This is a genomic window from Bacteroides sp. AM07-18, assembly GCF_003602695.1.
Taxonomy (GTDB): domain Bacteria; phylum Bacteroidota; class Bacteroidia; order Bacteroidales; family Bacteroidaceae; genus Bacteroides; species Bacteroides uniformis.
Window position 1 is genome coordinate 74973 of record NZ_QTLM01000014.1, and the last position, 18956, is coordinate 93928.

The 18956-nt window shown below is 48.7% G+C and carries 12 protein-coding genes; 5 read left to right on the forward strand and 7 right to left on the reverse strand.

Features of this window, described 5'->3' with window-relative positions:
• The first annotated feature begins 7 nt into the window (after positions 1-7).
• The 5 genes from DW096_RS15270 (at position 8) to DW096_RS15290 (ending at position 9293) form a co-directional block, all read left to right on the forward strand.
• A complete protein-coding gene (locus DW096_RS15270; RefSeq protein WP_120028801.1) occupies positions 8-1990 on the forward strand; it encodes a BT_3987 domain-containing protein in 1983 nt (660 codons plus the stop codon).
• A 166-nt stretch (positions 1991-2156) separates the two neighbouring features.
• Positions 2157-4427: a GH92 family glycosyl hydrolase gene (locus tag DW096_RS15275; protein WP_057256631.1), complete on the forward strand. Its 2271-nt coding sequence runs from the start codon at positions 2157-2159 to the stop codon at positions 4425-4427.
• 21 nt (positions 4428-4448) lie between these two features.
• The gene (locus DW096_RS15280; RefSeq protein WP_005835491.1) at positions 4449-5759 is read left to right on the forward strand and encodes an MFS transporter; all 1311 of its coding nucleotides are present in this window, start codon (positions 4449-4451) and stop codon (positions 5757-5759) included.
• A gap of 23 nt (positions 5760-5782) precedes the next feature.
• On the forward strand, positions 5783-6754 hold the full coding sequence (locus tag DW096_RS15285; RefSeq protein WP_009037046.1) for a glycoside hydrolase family 130 protein: 972 nt from the start codon (positions 5783-5785) through the stop codon (positions 6752-6754).
• Positions 6755-7049: 295 nt separating this feature from the next.
• A complete protein-coding gene (locus tag DW096_RS15290) occupies positions 7050-9293 on the forward strand; it encodes a GH92 family glycosyl hydrolase (RefSeq protein ID WP_009037044.1) in 2244 nt (747 codons plus the stop codon).
• Between the two features lie 78 nt (positions 9294-9371).
• Here the strand turns inward: DW096_RS15290 and DW096_RS15295 are convergent, their stop codons facing one another.
• From DW096_RS15295 to kdsA, 7 genes are all read right to left on the reverse strand, one after another.
• Positions 9372-10898 carry an ATP-binding protein gene (locus DW096_RS15295; protein WP_118930991.1) on the reverse strand — a complete coding sequence of 509 codons (1527 nt, stop codon included), beginning with the start codon at positions 10896-10898 and terminating at the stop codon, positions 9372-9374.
• Positions 10899-11336: 438 nt separating this feature from the next.
• Positions 11337-12221 carry a TraB/GumN family protein gene (locus DW096_RS15300; protein ID WP_117887407.1) on the reverse strand — a complete coding sequence of 295 codons (885 nt, stop codon included), beginning with the start codon at positions 12219-12221 and terminating at the stop codon, positions 11337-11339.
• A 77-nt stretch (positions 12222-12298) separates the two neighbouring features.
• Entirely contained in the window at positions 12299-12811 is a 513-nt protein-coding gene (locus DW096_RS15305; protein ID WP_005828855.1) for a C40 family peptidase, read from the reverse strand.
• Positions 12808-13611 (reverse strand): ABC transporter ATP-binding protein, encoded by an 804-nt coding sequence (locus DW096_RS15310; RefSeq protein ID WP_057097192.1) that lies wholly within the window; start codon positions 13609-13611, stop codon positions 12808-12810. Before DW096_RS15310 ends, DW096_RS15305 begins: the two co-directional genes overlap by 4 nt.
• Positions 13612-13636: 25 nt before the next feature.
• Positions 13637-15124, reverse strand: coding sequence for a DUF5687 family protein (locus DW096_RS15315; protein ID WP_005835497.1), 1488 nt, complete (start codon positions 15122-15124; stop codon positions 13637-13639).
• 83 nt (positions 15125-15207) lie between these two features.
• Positions 15208-18036, reverse strand: a complete 2829-nt coding sequence (locus tag DW096_RS15320) for a pitrilysin family protein (protein WP_044467820.1) — start codon at positions 18034-18036, stop codon at positions 15208-15210.
• A gap of 103 nt (positions 18037-18139) precedes the next feature.
• Entirely contained in the window at positions 18140-18940 is an 801-nt protein-coding gene (gene kdsA / locus DW096_RS15325) for a 3-deoxy-8-phosphooctulonate synthase (protein WP_009037040.1), read from the reverse strand.
• Positions 18941-18956 lie beyond the last annotated feature (16 nt).

Below are 18956 nucleotides of genomic sequence, written 5' to 3' on the forward strand. Positions count from 1 at the left end.
ATTGATTATGAAATATATGAATCATGTAAAATCAGGCTTGCTGGCAATGGCTTTTGCATGTGCAGGAATATGCTTCACCGGTTGTGAAGATGATGTTGTCATCAACACCGGCAACAGCGATAAGCTGGATACTGTGGATGGCGTGTATGGCTATGTAAAGTCTGCCGCCGGTGCACGTGAACTTACTCCGATTTCTGTTTTTGGCGACAAGGTTGCTACCGGACATCTCTATTTTGAACTGAGCAAAGCTGCAGAGCAGGATGTTACGGTGACCTTCAAAGTGGACGAAGACGTTTTGGAGGCTTACAATAAGAAGAATGGAACAAGCTATAAAATGTATCCCGCCAATAAGCTGAGCCTGGCGAACGGTGGAACTGCCACTATCAAGGCGGGCGAACAGAAGTCGGCTTCTGTGGAACTGAATATCAATGCCGGAGGCACAATCGGACAGACTTATGCTGTTGCCGTTTCTGCATCTGCCAATAACGGTGTGGAAGTTTCTACAAACAATCAGGAATATATTTACTTGGTAAAGCCTTTGGCTGCTATTCCTGAGAGTATCAGTAAGGGTGATATACTTACACATTGCTTTGTGGAAGTAAATGACGAGAACATCTTGAATATGGGTGAATATACCATGAAGAGCAACGGAAAGCCTTTCTTTGATGTAGTCAGCATTTTTGCTGCCAACATCAATGTGGATAGCAAGACCGGTCGCGTACATGTTTTCTGCAATGACCAGGTTTCCTTCTTGCTGAGAAATGCGGATAAGTTCATCCGTCCTTTGCAGGCTAAGGGCATTAAGGTGGCTATGACTATTCTTGGCAACCATGACGAGGCTGGTATGGGTAACCTTTCGGAAGCTGCCGCCAAAGACTTTGCCAAGGAACTGAAAGCTTACTTGGATATCTATGGCTTGGATGGTATTGACTTTGATGATGAGTACACCAGCTACAACAACTCCAATCCCAGCCCCGGCTTCGAAACACGCTCACGTGCCAACTTCGCGCGTTTGGTTTATGAGTGCCGCCAGGTATTTGGCAACAAGTTGATTGGTGTGTATGAATATGGTTCGCTCGACTCTCCAGACGGTGAGGTAGAGGGTATGAAGGTAGGTGACATTGTGGACTATATGACCTACGGTTACTACCAGAATCAGAATCCCGAGGGAGCCTTTGGCCGTGAAGAGTCTCATTTTGAGAACCTGCCCAAATCCAAGTATGCTCCGCTGCCTTGGAAGATTAATGATGAGTTGAACGGAGGTTGGAGTGGATTTGACAAGAGCAAATTCCAGAAAGTGAAAGATGAAGGTTATGGCATTCAGATGTTCTACAATCCCAAACCGCTGGTGTATCAGTATTATACGTTGCTTTCGGAAATAAGTAAAGTACTTTTTGATGATGAAGTGGAGTGGAGCGGCAAGTACTGGAGCCGTATCGGTGAAGCTTATCAGGGCAAAATGTTGGGTTATGAAGATTTGGTCGGCGAGTGGAAAGTAACTTCCAGTAACTCTCTCTTTACCTATGTGGATGAAGAAGGCAATCCTCGCTGGTGGGATTGGAAAGGCAGTCAGGAGTTTGAGAAGAATGTAATTATAGAGAAGGATGAAGAAGGTACCGGATATGTGGTTTACAACTGGGGTACTTTCCCCGAAATCACCGGTAAGTATCCGATGCATTGCGATTACTATAACGGTGCACTGCTCATCTATCCGCAAACCATTCATGAGGGCGATGCTGAAGACCCTGCTACCTACAAGATGCATTTCGGTACTTACAGCAAGAATTTCCAGTGGAAAGCATATCCTAACTATGATGATTACTATATGGATGGTGCTATTGCTCCTAACGGTGATATGCATATCTATGGCTTGGGCAACAGATGGGCTATCAATCCCTATAAGTATGTAGGCGGTGAGATTGAGACCGACATCTTCCCCGATGTTCCTTACTTCGTGAGTGAGAACTATACGATGAAGAAGGTACGCTGATGCCGTGTTTTCCGTAAACTGAGGTTTCGGAAAACGGATGCTTGAACCTTTTCATACATGAAACAAAGGAGGGCTTTGCTCAAAGTAATAGGGCGGCCCTCCTCAAGCATTCTCATATAACAAGATTCTATTATGAAGCTATACACCTACTTATACAATAAACAATATGAAGAAAAACATGAAATCTAGTTCCATACTGTTGGGCGGACTTTTTCTGCTGGGGGCGGTTTGCAGCTGTACCCAGACGGCACCGGACTATGCGTCTTACGTCAATCCGTTCATCGGTACGGGTGGACATGGGCATACCTATCCCGGAGCGGTAGTTCCCAACGGGATGATTCAGCCCAGCCCCGACACGCGTATCTACGAGTGGGATGCCTGCTCCGGATATTACTATGCAGATACTACTATCAACGGATTTTCACATACCCACGTCAGCGGTACGGGTTGTGCCGATTACGGGGATGTGCTGCTGATGCCCACTGTAGGTCGGCAGGATTACCACTCCATGGGCTCGAAGAGCCAGCAGATGGCGTACGCCTCTGCCTTTTCCCACGAGAATGAAACAGCCGAACCGGGATATTATTCCGTATTTTTGGACCGCTACGGGGTGAAAGCCGAACTGACCTCTACCAAACGTGCGGCGATTCATCGCTATACCTTCCCGAAAGCGGAAGATGCAGGTTTTATCCTCGACCTGGATTACAGTATCCAGCGCCAGAAGAATGAACAGATGGAGCTGGAAGTAATCAGCGATACTGAAATCCGTGGACGCAAGAAGACTGTATATTGGGCTTTCGACCAGTATATCAACTTCTATGCCAAGTTCTCCAAACCATTCACCTATACGCTGGTCACGGACTCCATGGCATTGGACGAAGGCGGTCCGCTTCTGCCTACAGCTAAAGCTTTACTGCAATTCCAGACGGAGCCCAATGAGGAGGTATTGGTAAAGGTAGGTGTGTCTGCCGTGGATATGGACGGTGCCCGCAAGAATGTGGAAGCCGAAATCTCCGGATGGGATTTTGACGGTGTGCGCCGTGCTGCCCGCCAGCAGTGGAACACTTATCTTTCCAAGATTGACATCGATACGAAGGACAACGACCAGCGTACCATGTTCTACACGGCACTTTACCACACGGGTATGCAGCCCAACTTGTTTACCGATGCTGACGGACGTTACTTTGGTATGGACTTGAAGCCCCATCAAGGCAGGGTGGACGAGCCTATCTACACCATTTTCTCTTTATGGGACACTTTCCGTGCCTATCATCCGCTGATGACGATTATTGATCCTGAACTGAACGAGGCTTTCATCCGTTCGCTCATCCAGAAGTCCCGCGAGGGCGGCGTCCTGCCTATGTGGGAACTGGCCGGAAACTATACGGGTACCATGATTGGTTATCATGCAGCCTCCCTCATAGCGGATTCTTATGTAAAGGGATACCGTAACTTCGACGTGCAGGAGGCTTACAAGGCTTGCCTCCGTACGGCAGAATACGATACGACGGGTATTATCACCCATCCTTTGGTTGTGCCGCATCTGATGCCGCAGGCCAAGTACTGGAAGAACAAGATTGGCTACGTGCCTTGCGACAAAGACAATGAGTCCGTGGCAAAAGCGCTGGAGTATGCTTACGATGACTGGTGCATCTCCGTACTGGCAGGTGCCTTGGACGACGAAGCCAACCGCGACAAGTATGCTGCCTTTGCCGAGGGATATAAAGTTTATTTCGATCCGAGTACCCGCTTCATGCGTGGACTGGACAGTGAGGGTAACTGGCGTACGCCTTTTAACCCCCGCGCATCCAATCACCGTAACGATGACTATTGCGAAGGCACTGCCTGGCAGTGGACTTGGTTCGTTCCCCACGATGTGGACGGATTGGTAGAACTGATGGGAGGACGCGACGCCTTCATCGGCAAGTTGGATTCTCTGTTCACGGCCGATTCCAAGCTGGAAGGTGAATCGACCTCGGTGGATATTTCCGGTCTGATAGGCCAGTATGCCCACGGCAATGAGCCAAGCCATCACATTGCCCATCTCTACAACTACGTAGGCCAGCCCTGGCGTACGCAGGAGATTGTGGATGAGGTGCTGCATACGCTTTACTTCAACAACCCCGACGGACTTTCGGGCAATGAAGACTGCGGACAGATGTCTGCATGGTACATTCTGAATGCGATGGGCTTCTATCAGGTATGCCCCGGCAAGCCGGTATATTCCATCGGACGCCCGCTGTTCAACGAGGCGACCGTTCATCTGAAAGATGGCAAGTCGTTCAAGGTGATAGCCCATAATAATAGCCGCGACAACAAGTATGTGCAGAGCATTGTGCTGAACGGCAATAAGCTGGAGACTCCATTCTTCACGCATCAAGATATAGTGGACGGCGGTACGCTGGAGCTGACTATGGGCAGTGAACCGTTGAAGTGACACAGATAATATACAGAAGGGATGAGCCGAAAAAATCATAATCCTATATCGTGGGTCCCCACCGTATATTTTGCCATGGGATTGCCGTTTGTGGTGCTGAACATGGTTTCTGTGCTGATGTTCAAGGGAATGGGCATCGGCGACGCGCAGATTGCTCTGTGGACGTCGCTCATCATGATGCCCTGGACGCTGAAGTTCCTTTGGAGTCCGTTCCTTGAAATGTTCAAGACGAAGAAGTTTTTCGTGGTACTGACGCAGATGGTTACCGGAGCAGGTTTTGCTCTGGTGGCTTTGGCGTTGCAGTTACCGTTCTTTTTTGCGATATGCATTGCGCTGCTGGCAGTGATTGCTTTCAGCGGAGCCACGCACGATGTGGCTACGGATGGTGTCTACATGTCGGAACTGAACAAGCAGGACCAGGCCAAGTATATCGGTTGGCAGGGAGCCTTCTACAATATAGCGAAGATTGTGGCGTCCGGCGGGTTGGTCTGGCTGGCAGGTGCCTTGCTGGTAGGTTTCGGTGGGGTGGAGGGTGCCACAGAGGCAGTCCGCCACGAGGCTACCCGGCATGCATGGATGACGGTGATGCTGATATTGGCGGCGGTGATGCTGCTGCTTGGCTTCTACCACATGCGCATGCTGCCATCGGGCGGTGCTGCCGCATCCGGCGCCAAGTCGGCAAGAGAGACGTGGGAGCAGTTGGTGGCGGTAATCAAGGATTTCTTCTTGAAGAAGCACATCTGGTACTATATAGCGTTCATTATCCTTTATCGCCTTGCCGAGGGTTTTGTCATGAAGATTGTCCCTCTTTTCTTGAAGGCGGAGCGTTCGGCAGGTGGCTTGGGACTGAATGAGCAGCAGATAGGTTTGTACTACGGCACTTATGGGGCGGCAGCCTTTGTGCTGGGGTCACTGTTGGCAGGCTATTACATTTCGCACCGGGGATTGCGGCGGACGCTGTTCTCTCTGTGCTGCATCTTCAATCTGCCTTTTGTAGCGTATACCCTGCTTGCCATGTACCAGCCGGAAAGCGGGTTGCTGATAGGTAGTGCCATCGTGCTCGAGTACTTCGGTTATGGTTTTGGTTTTGTGGGACTGACTTTGTTCATGATGCAGCAGGTGGCGCCGGGAAAGCACCAGATGGCACATTATGCCTTTGCTTCGGGCATCATGAATCTGGGTGTGATGTTGCCGGGCACAATCAGCGGTTTTGTCAGCGACTGGTTGGGGTACGAGGCGTTCTTTACCTTCACGCTGTTTGCCACCATTCCGGCGTTCCTCATTACGTACTTCATACCATTTACGTATGCCGATGAGAAGAAACAACAATAACCAATTAATAATATAGAGCAATTATGAGCAACAAAATCACAATGCCTTGGGAAGAACGGCCGGCAGGCTGTAAGGATGTAATGTGGCGTTATTCGGAGAATCCCGTAATAGACCGCTACCATATTCCGTCGTCGAACAGCATTTTCAACAGTGCGGTGGTTCCGTTTAAGGATGGTTATGCCGGTGTGTTCCGTTGTGACAACCGGGCGGTGCAGATGAATATCTTTGCCGGTTTCAGCAAGGACGGCATCCACTGGGAAATAGAGCATGAGCCAATCAAGTTCAAGGCCGGGAATACGGACATGATAGAGTCCGAATATAAATACGATCCGCGCGTGACATGGATTGAGGACCGCTACTGGATTACGTGGTGCAACGGCTACTACGGCCCCACCATCGGCATCGGCTATACTTTCGATTTCAAGGAGTTCTTCCAGTGCGAGAATGCTTTCTTGCCTTTCAACCGCAACGGTGTGTTGTTGCCTCAGAAGTTCGATGGCAAATATGCGCTCTTGAGCCGTCCCAGCGATAGCGGACATACTCCTTTTGGCGACATCTACATTAGCTTCAGCCCTGACATGAAATTCTGGGGCGAACACCGCCATGTGATGGCTCCTACGCCTTTCCCCGAAAGTGCCTGGCAGTGTACCAAGATAGGGGCAGGTTCGGTACCGTTCCTCACGGACGAGGGTTGGCTGATGTTCTATCATGGCGTGATAACCACTTGTAACGGTTTCCGTTACTCCATGGGAGCAGCTATTCTGGATAAGGACAATCCTGCCAAGTTGCTCTACCGCACCCGTGAGTATCTGCTTGCGCCGGCTGCTCCATACGAACTGGCAGGCGATGTACCCAATGTGGTGTTCCCTTGCGCAGCATTGCAGGATGGAGAACGTGTAGCTGTATACTACGGTGCAGCCGATACGGTAGTGGGGCTTGCTTTTGGCTATATCCGCGAGATTCTGGAGTTCACGAAGCGCACAAGTATTTTGTAAGCACCAAGCAGTTGGCGGGTGCTTGGTATTGCTGAAAAGCGTCTGCCGTAACTGTCTTATACTTAGTGTAATGTCACTGCAAAGATACTGCATGCTTTTTGCAGTGCTACTGCAAAGCCGTTGCAGCGCCACTGCAAAGCTGATGCAGCGTCACTGCAAAACTGTTGCAGCGCTACTGCAAAGTAGTTTGCAGTGTCACTGCAGACCGTTTGCAATAACTTTGCAGAGTGCATGCAATGACACCGGCATGGGTAGCGTGCTCACTAACTAATAAAGAACAAATCCTTACTATATTATGAAACGACTGATTACTTTCTGTATCATCTCCTTTGGAATGCTCACGGCATCTATGGCTGCGGAGAAGCATCCTGCGGACTATGTGAATCCTTTTGTCGGTACCACCAACTTCGGTACCACGAATCCGGGAGCCGTCTGTCCCAATGGAATGATGTCCGTAGTGCCCTTCAACGTGATGGGTTCGGAGGACAACAAATACGATAAAGATGCCCGCTGGTGGTCTACTCCCTATGAGTATCACAATTGTTTCTTTACCGGATACTCGCATGTCAATTTGAGCGGTGTGGGCTGTCCGGAATTGGGTTCTCTGCTGCTGATGCCCACTACGGGAGAGCTGTCCGTAGATTATAAGGAATATGGAAGCCGCTATAAGGACGAGCAGGCATCCCCCGGATATTACAGCAACTTCCTGACCCGCTACAATGTGAAGACGGAAGTGACGGCAACTCCTCGCACGGGTGTGGCGCGTTTCACCTTTCCTGCCGGGCAGAGCCATGTGCTGCTGAACCTGGGCGAAGGCCTGACCAATGAATCGGGAGCTTTTCTGCGCCAGACGGGTAAATGCGAGTTTGAAGGTATGAAGCTGCTGGGTACTTTCTGCTACAACCCACAAGCCGTTTTTCCCATCTACTTTGTGATGCGTGTCAACAAGCAGCCCGCCGCTTCGGGCTACTGGAAGAAGCAGCGCCCCATGACCGGTGTAGAGGCCGAATGGGACCCCGATAACGGACGCTACAAACTTTACACCCGCTACCAGAAGGAACTGGCGGGAGATGATATCGGCGCCTATCTTACATTCGATACCGAAGAAGGCGAGCAGGTGGAAGTACAGATGGGAGTCTCTTTTGTGAGCATGGAGAATGCCCGCCTCAATCTGGATACCGAGCAGCAGGGAAAGAACTTCGGTCAAGTGCTGGAAGAAGCCCGTCGCCGCTGGAACGATGACCTCTCGCGCATCCTTGTGGAAGGAGGTACGGAAGAGCAGAAAACCGTTTTTTATACGGCACTCTATCATACGCTGATACATCCCAATATCCTGCAAGATGTGAACGGGGAATATCCCGCTATGGAGAGTGATAAGATTTTGACTACCCAAGGCGACCGTTATACCGTCTTTTCTTTGTGGGACACTTACCGCAATGTGCACCAGCTTCTTACGCTGGTATATCCCGAACGGCAATTGCAGATGGTGCGCTCCATGCTCGACATGTACCGCGAACACGGCTGGCTTCCCAAATGGGAACTCTACGGACGTGAGACGCTGACCATGGAAGGTGACCCTTCCATTCCCGTCATCGTCGACACCTGGCTGAAAGGTCTGCGCGACTTTGATATAGAACTGGCCTACGAAGCCATGCGCAAGGGAGCCACCCTGCCGGGAGCGGAGAATCTGCTCCGACCGGACAATGACGACTACGTGTCATTGGGATATGTGCCCCTGCGGGAGCAGTATGACAATTCCGTTTCACATGCCCTGGAATACTATATTGCCGACAATGCCTTGTCGCGCATAGCCGCTGCGCTTGGCAAGAAGGAGGATGCCCGTCTGTTCCACGAACGTTCGCTGGGCTACAAGCATTATTACTGTAAGGAGTACGGTACTTTCCGTCCTATCCTGCCTAACGGTGAATTCTATGCTCCTTTCGACCCGAGGCAGGGAGAGAACTTTGAGCCGAACCCCGGATTTCACGAAGGTTGTGCCTGGAACTATACTTTCTATGTTCCCCACGATGTGAAAGGGCTTGCCCGGCTCATGGGTGGAAAGAAGCCGTTCGTAGACAAGCTTCAGCGTGTGTTCGACGAAGGACTGTACGACCCTGCCAACGAACCGGACATTGCATACGCCCATCTTTTTTCTTATTTCAAGGGTGAGGAGTGGCGCACGCAGAAAGAGCTGCACCGCCTTTTGCAGAAGTATTTCAAGAATGCCCCCGACGGAATTCCCGGCAATGATGATACCGGAACGATGTCTGCTTGGGCTATCTTCAATATGATGGGCTTTTATCCGGATTGTCCCGGAGAACCGGCTTATACGCTGTCTACTCCGGTATTTGATAAGGTGACCATAAAGCTCGACCCTAAGTATTGGGGACGCGACCAACTGGTGATAGAGACGGAACGCCCGTCGGCAGAGTCGCTTTATATCCGTGAAATGGAACTAGGAGGAAAAAAACTGTCCCGATATCGTATCACTCATGAAGAACTGGTGCAGAGTGGAAAACTGCGATTTAGTCTTCGATAGGTATTGTGAGTCAGGATAGCATCGGTGATGGTTTAGGTTGCCCGTCGTTGACAGAGTTCATGTCAGTGGCGGGCTTTTTTATGCAGGTTGGCTTCCGGTAGGTTGATAGGGTATTTCGAACCAGAATTCGGAACCTTTCCCCGGAATAGAGCTGACGCCCACTTTTCCGTTCATTTTCTCGGCAATCATGGTGCAGATGGAGAGTCCGAGACCCGTGCCTTGTTTAAAACTGTTTAGCTTGACAAAGCGTTCGAATACATCCTTTTGCTTTTCAGGAGGAATGCCGCAACCGGTATCACGGACAAAGAAGCGAATCCTGTCTTCTTGCGACAGGTGATAACCAATGTCGATGAAACCTTCTTCCGTATGCTTGAGGGCGTTTGACAGATAGTTGTTCAGCACTTGTCTTACCCGTTTGGGGACTGTGTGAATAATACAGTAATCCGCACCGGGCAGGAGACGTATACTGACTTCGGACGGAAGTTTCAGTTTTGCCATCGTCTGCATTTCATCAAGCGTCTTGTTTACATCCATATCTCCTTCTGTGAATTCGAGAATGCCAGCTTCGATGCGTGACAGGTCGAGAATATCATTAATCAGTTGCAGCAGCAGTTGGGTGTTTTCTTCGATGATATGTATGTATTCCTTTGTATCTTCGTCTTGTATATAATCGGAAAGTATGGAGGAGAATCCGACGATGGCGTTTAGCGGAGTACGTATCTCGTGGCTCATGTTGGCGAGAAAAGCCGATTTCAGGCGGTTGGCTTCTTCTGCTTTCTCTTTGGCTGCCAGCAGTTCGGTGATGTCCAGTGCAGAACTGACAATCCACCTCTCTTTCCCTTTGTTGTAGGACACCAGCGTTTTGTGAAACGACAGAATATACTCTCTGCCTTTGGGATTGACAAAGTGTTTGATGTAGGACTGGGGAATTTCCGACTCTTCAACTTCTTTGTCTGTCTCCTGAATGAAATTATCTTGCATTAGGGGTTTGAACTCCTCTTCATAGTGTCCCACAATATCCTCAGCGGGGACTTCCATCATCTCTGCCGCTTTTTTGTTCCATATCAGGTAACGTCCTTCATCGTTTTTATCTTTTACTGTAGTGGCGATGGGGAGGTTCTCCAGAATACTTTCAAGGAAGAAACGGTATTTTTCGTTTTCCCGGCGTTGGACTTCATCTTCCGTAATGTCGCGTATGAAGGCTATGACATAATTTCTGTTGAGGTAGACCATGCGCACTGCGATATATAGTTTCTCACCACTTTCTATTCTTATCTTTAGGGTCAGGCTGTCCGAAGTGCGGGTATTCAGTACGCGTAACAGCGACGTCATGTATTTCCGGCATTCATCGGCGTCTGTCACCAAATCTTTGATGTTGAGAGTTCCCAGGTTTTGGAACGGAAGTCTGTTCGCCTTTTCGGTAGGTGTATTGAGCAGTTTTACGACAAAACCTTGTCTGTTCAGCAGATATACCGGAATGTCTATTGCCCGGATAATCTGCCTGTTCAGACTTTTGTATTTATAATTTATCCAGTATAGAAAGCTTGCAGATGTAGCGGCAATCAACAGAAATAACTGTATTTCTCCAAATAATGTAAGATGCATACGCGGTATCTTTCATTTCGTCTGTCCCCGTTGACGAAGGTTATTATATAAAAAGCGCGAGGACTGTTATTGCCTATCTGCATTCGAGGCTCTGGAAAATGCCCACGTCATAAATAGACAACAGTCCCCACGCCTAAGTATATAATAACATAGACGTGAAGAAACTGTTGCTATCATCCCATGACGTTTATTGAATTTTCCAGATTCCGAATAGGCAGGGATAATAACTTTCGCTTCTTGCGTTCTTATCGAATCAAGTCAAAAATGGCCGTTATCACTATAACTGCCAAGACTTTGGTGCAAAAGTAGTATATTTTTCGGGATGTACGATATGATGAGGAGAATAAAGTGTATATGCAAACAAAGCGTGATGGTATTTGACCGTCACGCTTTGTATAGCTTGCCATTAAAAGTTGTTAGAGAGAATTGTTAGAGGATTTATTTCATGGCTTCTATGGTGTATCCTTGTTGTTTCAGAAGGTTCAACACTCCATTGTCTCCGGGCAGGTGCCCGGCGCCGACTACGAAAAGGGTGGGGGCTTCCGTCATGATGGTAGGCATCTTTTCAACCCATGCCTTGTTGCGGTTGTCCAGCATGGCTTCCATCTCACCGGGTAGTGGGTCACATGAATTGCCGTCGCGCTCTTCCATCAGTTGCAGCATGGCGTCCAGGTCTTGCTTTTCATAAGCGGCAATCAGGCGTTTGCTTTGGTCGATACCTTTCTCAATGTCGCTGATGGCGCAGTAGAGGAGGCTTGCCTGGCGTTGCAGCGTCTGGCTGTTGAACAGAATGTCTATTTGTGACTGGGCTGTTTCCAGACCGCCAATTTTCTTGCCTTGCTGTGCGGCCTGCTGCTGGAAGTAAGTGTCAAGCTGTTCTTGCGGGTTGAAGCCCGGAGTGTGTTTCATGTAGAGCAGGACGACAAGCTGCTGGTTGATGGCAGCCGGTTTCAGTTGTGCCAGCATGGCAATGTCCACCATCATGTTTTCCTTGATGGCTTTGCCTACTTCTTCGTATTGTTCGGGAGTAAAGAGGCTTTGCAGCGTGGTGTCTTTGGGCATCATCATCTGCTGTTGCATGCTTTGCATGAAGGCGGGAGTCGCCATTTCGCTCATCACAACTTCCCCGTAGACTTGGGCGGTTTCGCTCATGGCCTGCGGCATGGCGGCAATGCTGTCCTTTATACTGAGTGGAGAGAGGTGATAAGTACCGAAAATATAGGATGGTTTCTCTAATCCTTTACCGGATACTTTCCATAAAAGTTGTGCATTGGCGCTCAGCGCAATGCTGATGAATAAGAGGATGCCTAAAAGTTTCTTCATTGTTTTCTTCTTTTAATAGTTTCTGGACTATCAGTCGGGACAGAGTAAAGAAAATCACAAGAAGGGAAAAATTAGTATTATTTTATTCTTCCTCCGCAGAGCCAGTGTTGGGTGTAATATTTTTCCCGGAGGTTGCTGACTATGACTCCCTGGCTGGTGCTGGCATGTATAAACTTGCCGTCCTTGAGGTAGATGCCTACGTGTGCCACTTTTTTGCGGGAAGCACGGCTGGTGAAGAACACCAAATCTCCCTCACGCAAGTTACGGCGGGAGATTTTACTGCTCTCTTTCAGTTGCCCGTCTGTGCTTCTCGACAGACGGGTGTGGTAAACTTTCTTATACAGTTGCGATACCAGTCCGGAGCAGTCCGTTCCACGTTTGCTGTCGCCACCTGCGCGATAGGGGGTGCCTATCCATTCGGAGGCATGGATGTATAGCTTGTGGTTGTCCTGCAGTTCAATATCCACTCCCAAACGGACGGATGCCTGCGCCAGGGCTTTGTAGTCCAGGCGTGGCGCGGAAGTATGGCAAGAACTTAGGCCTATCAATATGATAGTAAGAGCTACTATATAAGAAAGATATTTTTTCATGCTTCCGAATTTTTTTCTTCTACCGTTTTATCTTCTTTTTCCGTTATTTCTTCTACGGCTGCTTCTACTACCGTTTCTTCTACCACGGCTTCTTCCTCCACACCGACGTTGAAGTAAGCTTCCAATTCCTGCTCGGCAGAGTTGTTCTCATTTCGTATATCGCGGATAATAACGCCGTTTTCTAACAATGCAATACGTGGACAAACGTCCACTGTGTGATTCAGGTTATGGCTGGAAATGATGACGGTGGCTCCGTGCTCTTCATTGTATCTTTTCAGCAAGTGTTTGATTACAGACTGTGAACTGGGGTCAAGGAAGTTGAACGGTTCATCCAGAATCAACAGTTGCGGGTGATGTAGCATAGCGGAGATGATGCCGATTTTCTGCTTGTTTCCGGCAGAATAGTTGCGGATGAATTTTTTTTGCCCCATCACTTCGCCGTTCATGAAGCGTTCGAAGGGAAGCAGGCGTTCGTCTACCTCCTCTTTCTTCAGACCGTACATCTTACCGATGAAGTAGAAGTATTCTTCGGGGGTGAGGTAGTCTATCAGGAAACCGTCGTCTATAAAGGCTCCCGTGAAGTTCTTCCAGTCCTCGCTTTTGCTGACGTCAATGTCATTGATGGTTACATAGCCCCGGTCTGCCTGCAGTAAGTCAAGAATAAGCCGGAAGAGGGTGGTCTTGCCTGCACCGTTGTTGCCTACCAGTCCCAGCATATCGCCTTGCCCGATGGTGTAGTTCTCTATATCTACGGCTTTTTTTGTGCCGAAATTCTTTTGTAAATTGTTGATGCGTATCATGTTAGTGATTGATGTTTAATGATTTCTATTTCTGTCTACTGTCCCTGAAGCCTTCCATATTCTTGTAGCGGCGTTTCATGAGCCGGTGATATACATTCATCAGCCAGAATTTGGAAGTGGCGATAAATGCCACGCCGATGCCGATAAGTATCCAGGGGGTGACCTCTTTGCCAAAGATGGCATTCAGTGCAAAAAGCAGCAGTAAAGGTATGCCGAAAGCACCTCCGGAAATCAGATTCTGCAGACCGGTGCCTATATTCTGCCGACTGGTCATCTTTGAATTCAGGTCGGTAGTCTTGTTGTTGTAGACTGCCAGTTGGAACAGACAGCAGTATACGGCTCCCGGAATGAATATCAGCCATGCGATGCAACCGAGTACGGATACCTTCCCGGTAACCATACCGGGAATCATCAGAATCGTAGGAATGAGCAATGCAATGCTGTACAGTATGTATTTGGCACGCAGCAGCGAGTAGATAGATTCCTTGCGGCTCATCAGTCCGTCAATGTAATTGCCTTCGTAACCCATCAGTGTGCTGAGGAACATGATGCCGAAGATAATGTAATTATAAAGGACGAAGAAATCTCTCAGACCTCCGTCATACACATCGGAAAAGCTAATGATACTACTGAACATTATCACTACACCGGTGATGGAATAGAGCGAACGCTTACAAATCTTGTTGCGTAGCAATAACTTGAGTTCCAGTCTCATGTATTCGCCTATTTCGCCGTAGCGGTCGAGGAATTTGTATTCGGATACATGTTTTATCCGTGTATCTTCCACTTTGTTCAGTTCATTGTAGATGAGTTTCTGCATCAAGGTGCGGTTGATGAACCACATGAGGGCGATGGCAGCCAGTACACCGATGAATGACAGTATATTGCCGGTGATGAACCCTTCTCCCAGATTGACAAAACAGTCGAAAAGCGGACTGTTGTCCGGAATGAATAGTGCGGCGGCAATGCCACCATATACTACTACCGGTAGTGCCAGCCACCAGATGCGCTCACCCATCAGTGTGCGGCACAACAAGAACCAGTAGTTATTGAATACCATCAGCAGCCAGATGCCAATGCAATAGGTCAGCACACCACTGATTCCATAGAATTTGGTGACGGTGATGATGGAAAACGGAACAAACAGAAACAGCCAGAACAGATTGAAGCCATCCAGTCCGGAACGGATCAGCAGGAAGTCGATAAGACGGTTCCGCTTGATGGGAAGCAGCAGGTAGGGCTTCACTTCCTGGGTGGGTGTTTTTTGGAAAGGCAGGCGTATCAGGAAATCCAGCACAAGGACAAATATCAATCCGGAATTCATTACGTGATAGGCTTCTGTGGCACCACCGTCAAAGGCGAATGCAAAGGTCGTACCGAAGAATATCAGGTAACCGGCCCAGAAGACGAACATGAAGTACATCCAGAATTTTCCGAATTTACTTTTTTCGTACATCGGATTTCGTTTTTCTGCCAGTTTTCCGTGCTTGCGCAAATCTAAGAAAAGACTCATAGTATTTGTATATATAGAGTTTGTATAAAAAAAGCTGCGCTGCCTTTCATCGAACAACGCAGCCTTCTGTGTGTATGGCTCTCTTATTCTTTGTCAGGAGTTTCAGGACTGATCATTGATACCTCAATCTCGTTCTTCTGCTTGAACAAGTCGTCGGTGAACTTCTGGATGTCCTTCACGGTGATGCTGTTGACAATCTGTTCGTAATCCTTTATCGGATTCATACCGGTGAACAGGTATTCGTCAATGCTTCCCAGCCAGTAGCTGTTCTCCTTCAAGTCTTCGGCATGTTTCTTCAGCATGAACTCCTTCACTTTATTCAAGTCTCCTTCCGACGGACCTGCTTTGGCGATGTTGTCGAGTTCTGCAAAGATAATCTGCATCAGCTTTTCTCTTTTTGCCGGAGCGGTTTCGAATACAATCTGCAAGAGAGCCTTTTCTTTCGGATATTTGCTTAATTGGCCGCCTACATATACACCGTAAGTGCCCCCTTCGTCTTCACGTACCTTGGCTGTATAAACCAAGTCGAGAATCTGGCTGGTCATACTCAGCAGGATGTCATTTTTCAGGTCGTACTTGCAGTCACCGTTCAGCAGGACAAAGTTCGACGCTTTGGCAGTTTCCTGCTTCCGTACGAATTCGTTCTTATAAACTCCCTGGCGCATGTCCACTTTATTGTCCTTGAATGTTTCCTTGCGGTTGATGGCAGGCAGTGAACCCAGGTACTCGGCGATGAGTGGTTTCATTTCCTCCACATTCACATTTCCTACAAAGATAAAGGTAAAATCGCTGGCATCTTTGTAGCGGTCTTGATACATGGACAGAATCTTGTCATAATCCATCTTGTCAATCATGTCCGCCTTTATTCTGGCTCTTCTGGGATGGTGCATGTAAATACCGGCCGAGACAGAGTCACTGAACGCCACCTGGGGATTCATTTCCATATTCTGCAAAGCAGCTTTGTTGCGGTTCTTGTAGGATGCGAAGGCATCGTCGTCACGGCGTGGAGCGGTGAACGTCAAGTAAGTGAGCTGCATCATTGTTTCGAAGTCTTTCGGTGAACAGCTGCCATTGACGGTTTCTGTCTTGTCACCGATACCATAGCTGACGGAAGCTTTCTTGCCGGCCAGAACTTTTTCCAGGTCTACGGCACTGAAATTACCCAGACCACCGACACTCACTGCATCCAGTCCGTTGATGTTGATGATTTCCGAGTCGGGGAACAAGGAACTACCGCCTAGGCTGACTCCCTTCATGCGGATTTCGTCTGCCTTGAAATCTGTCTTCTTGATAATGACCTTGACTCCGTTGGAGAGTGTCAGCGTTGTAGTGCCGAATGTATCATCTGTCTGCTCGGATACAATCTTTCCGCCTTTCGGGGCTTCGGCCATCAAAGGTTCATCCGACACCTTGTCTACGTAGGCAGTCAGTTTTTCAGCTTTAATATCTTTCAGAATCTTCTTGATTGCATCTTCTGTCGGCATTTTCAATCCTTCCTTATCCGGACCGAGAATTGCGACTACCTGGTTACTGTCTGTCACGAGGGCTTGCATCATCTGGTTCAGTGCGGCAACCGGAATGGCGGGAGCTATCTGATTGATGATGGCGTATTCGTTTTCGATGCCCGGAATCGGTTCGTTATCGAGGAAATGACGGACATATTCATCCACGTACTCTTCATTCTTGCGTTTGTCACGCTCGTTATAAGCAGATTCCAGTTGGCGCAGATATTCGGCACGGGCACGGTTGTATTCCGTTTCCGTAAAGCCGAATTGGCGGGCGCGTTCTGTTTCGCGCAGGAGAGTGGCTATTCCATTTTCTATGGCATCTTCCTTGCAGACAACGACACCGGTGAAGGCATCTTTGGTTTTGGCAACAAAGAAATCATCGTCATAAGTGGCGGCATATATATAAGGAGGATTGGCGGTCTGTACCAATTCGTTCAGACGCGCATTCAGCATATTGTTGATGAGCGTGGTTGCATAATTCTGTACCAGATAGCCCATGTCGCCTTTCTGCTCGTCAGGAGTGGCTTCGTGCTTGTTGAAGATGAGGGCTTGTACATTGGACTGTTCCTTGTCCTGATAAACCAATACAATAGGCTCCTTGTTGTCGTTTACCGGATAGTACTCGCGTTTGGCAGCATTGGGCTGGGCGGGAATATCAGAAAACATTTTCTTGATTTGGGCTTCGATGGCGTCCACATCTATATCGCCAACTACCACAATACCCTGAAGGTCCGGACGGTACCACTTTTCATAGTAGTCTCTCAAAGTTTGCGGTTTGAAGTTCATAACGACCTCCATCGTTCCGATAGGGAAACAAGTGGCATACTTCGTTCCTTCGAACATGACTGGAAGCATCTTCTCCTGGAAGCGTTGTATGGCGCTCATACGGGTGCGCCATTCTTCGTTGATGACTCCGCGTTCTTTGTCTATTTCCTTCGGGTCCAGGGTCAAATCGTTACTCCAGTCGTGCAGAATCAGCAGGCAGGAGTCGATGGCTCCCGGAGTAGTGACCGGCACATTGGAAATGTTGTATACGGTTTCGTCTACGGAAGTATAGGCGTTCAAGTTCTCACCGAATTTCACCCCGATACGCTCCAGGTATTGCTTCAGTGCATCACCGGGGAAGTGGGTCGTTCCATTGAAACACATGTGTTCCAGGAAGTGGGCAAGGCCGCGCTGGTCGGCTTCTTCCTGAATGGAGCCTACCTTTTGGGCAATGTAAAAGTCGGCCCGGTTTGCAGGCTGGCTGTTCTTGCGGATATAATAGGTCAATCCGTTGTCCAACTTTCCGATACGGACATTTTTGTCGACCGGGATAGGCGGCATTTGCTGTGCAAATACCTGCTGAAAATTGCAGCAAAGAATTAACGCTACAATCCATAAACCACGTAATAGATGTTTCATATTATTATGAATTTAAATTGTTCTTGAACTATCTGTCGGACAGCCCTTGGATAAATCACAACTTCTGTTGTTTTTTTCGGATTCCATTCCGGATAAATGGAATTTATCTGACTGCTTCCCGGATGCGGACCAATTTGGTCAGCAGGTCTTCCAGCAGGTCGAGTTTCAGCATGTTGGCGCCGTCACTCTTGGCTACGGCGGGATTTTCGTGGGTTTCGATGAACAGTCCGTCTACACCTACGGCAACACCGGCTTTGGCTACGGTCTCGATAAGTTGCGGCATACCTCCCGTGACGCCACTGGTCTGGTTGGGCTGTTGCAGGGAGTGGGTTACATCCAGGATGACGGGGAAACCGAAGGTCTGCATTTCGGGGATGCCGCGATAGTCGATGACTAAATCCTGATAACCGAAAGTAGTTCCGCGTTCCGTCAGCATGACGTTCCTATTGCCTGCTTCCACTACTTTATCAGCCGCAAAGCGCATGGCAAGCGGAGAGAGGAACTGCCCTTTCTTGATGTTGATGGTTTTTCCGGTTTTGGCGGCGGCTACAAGCAGGTCTGTCTGCCGGCAGAGGAAGGCGGGAATTTGCAGAATATCCACATATTCGGCAGCCATGGTGGCTTCTTCGGCGGCATGAATGTCGGTCACGGTAGGTACTCCGAAAGTGTCGTGTACCTTTTGCAGTATCTTCAGCGCCTTTTCGTCACCGATACCCATAAAGGAATCCAGACGCGAACGGTTGGCTTTACGGTACGACCCTTTGAATACGTATGGGATTTGCAGTTTTTCTGTGATGGTCACGATACGTTCGGCAATGCGCATTGCCATTTCTTCTCCTTCGATGACACATGGACCTGCCAGTAGGAAGAAGTTTCCGGCAGGATTATTCTTTAATTCAATCATAGGTTGTTACTGATTA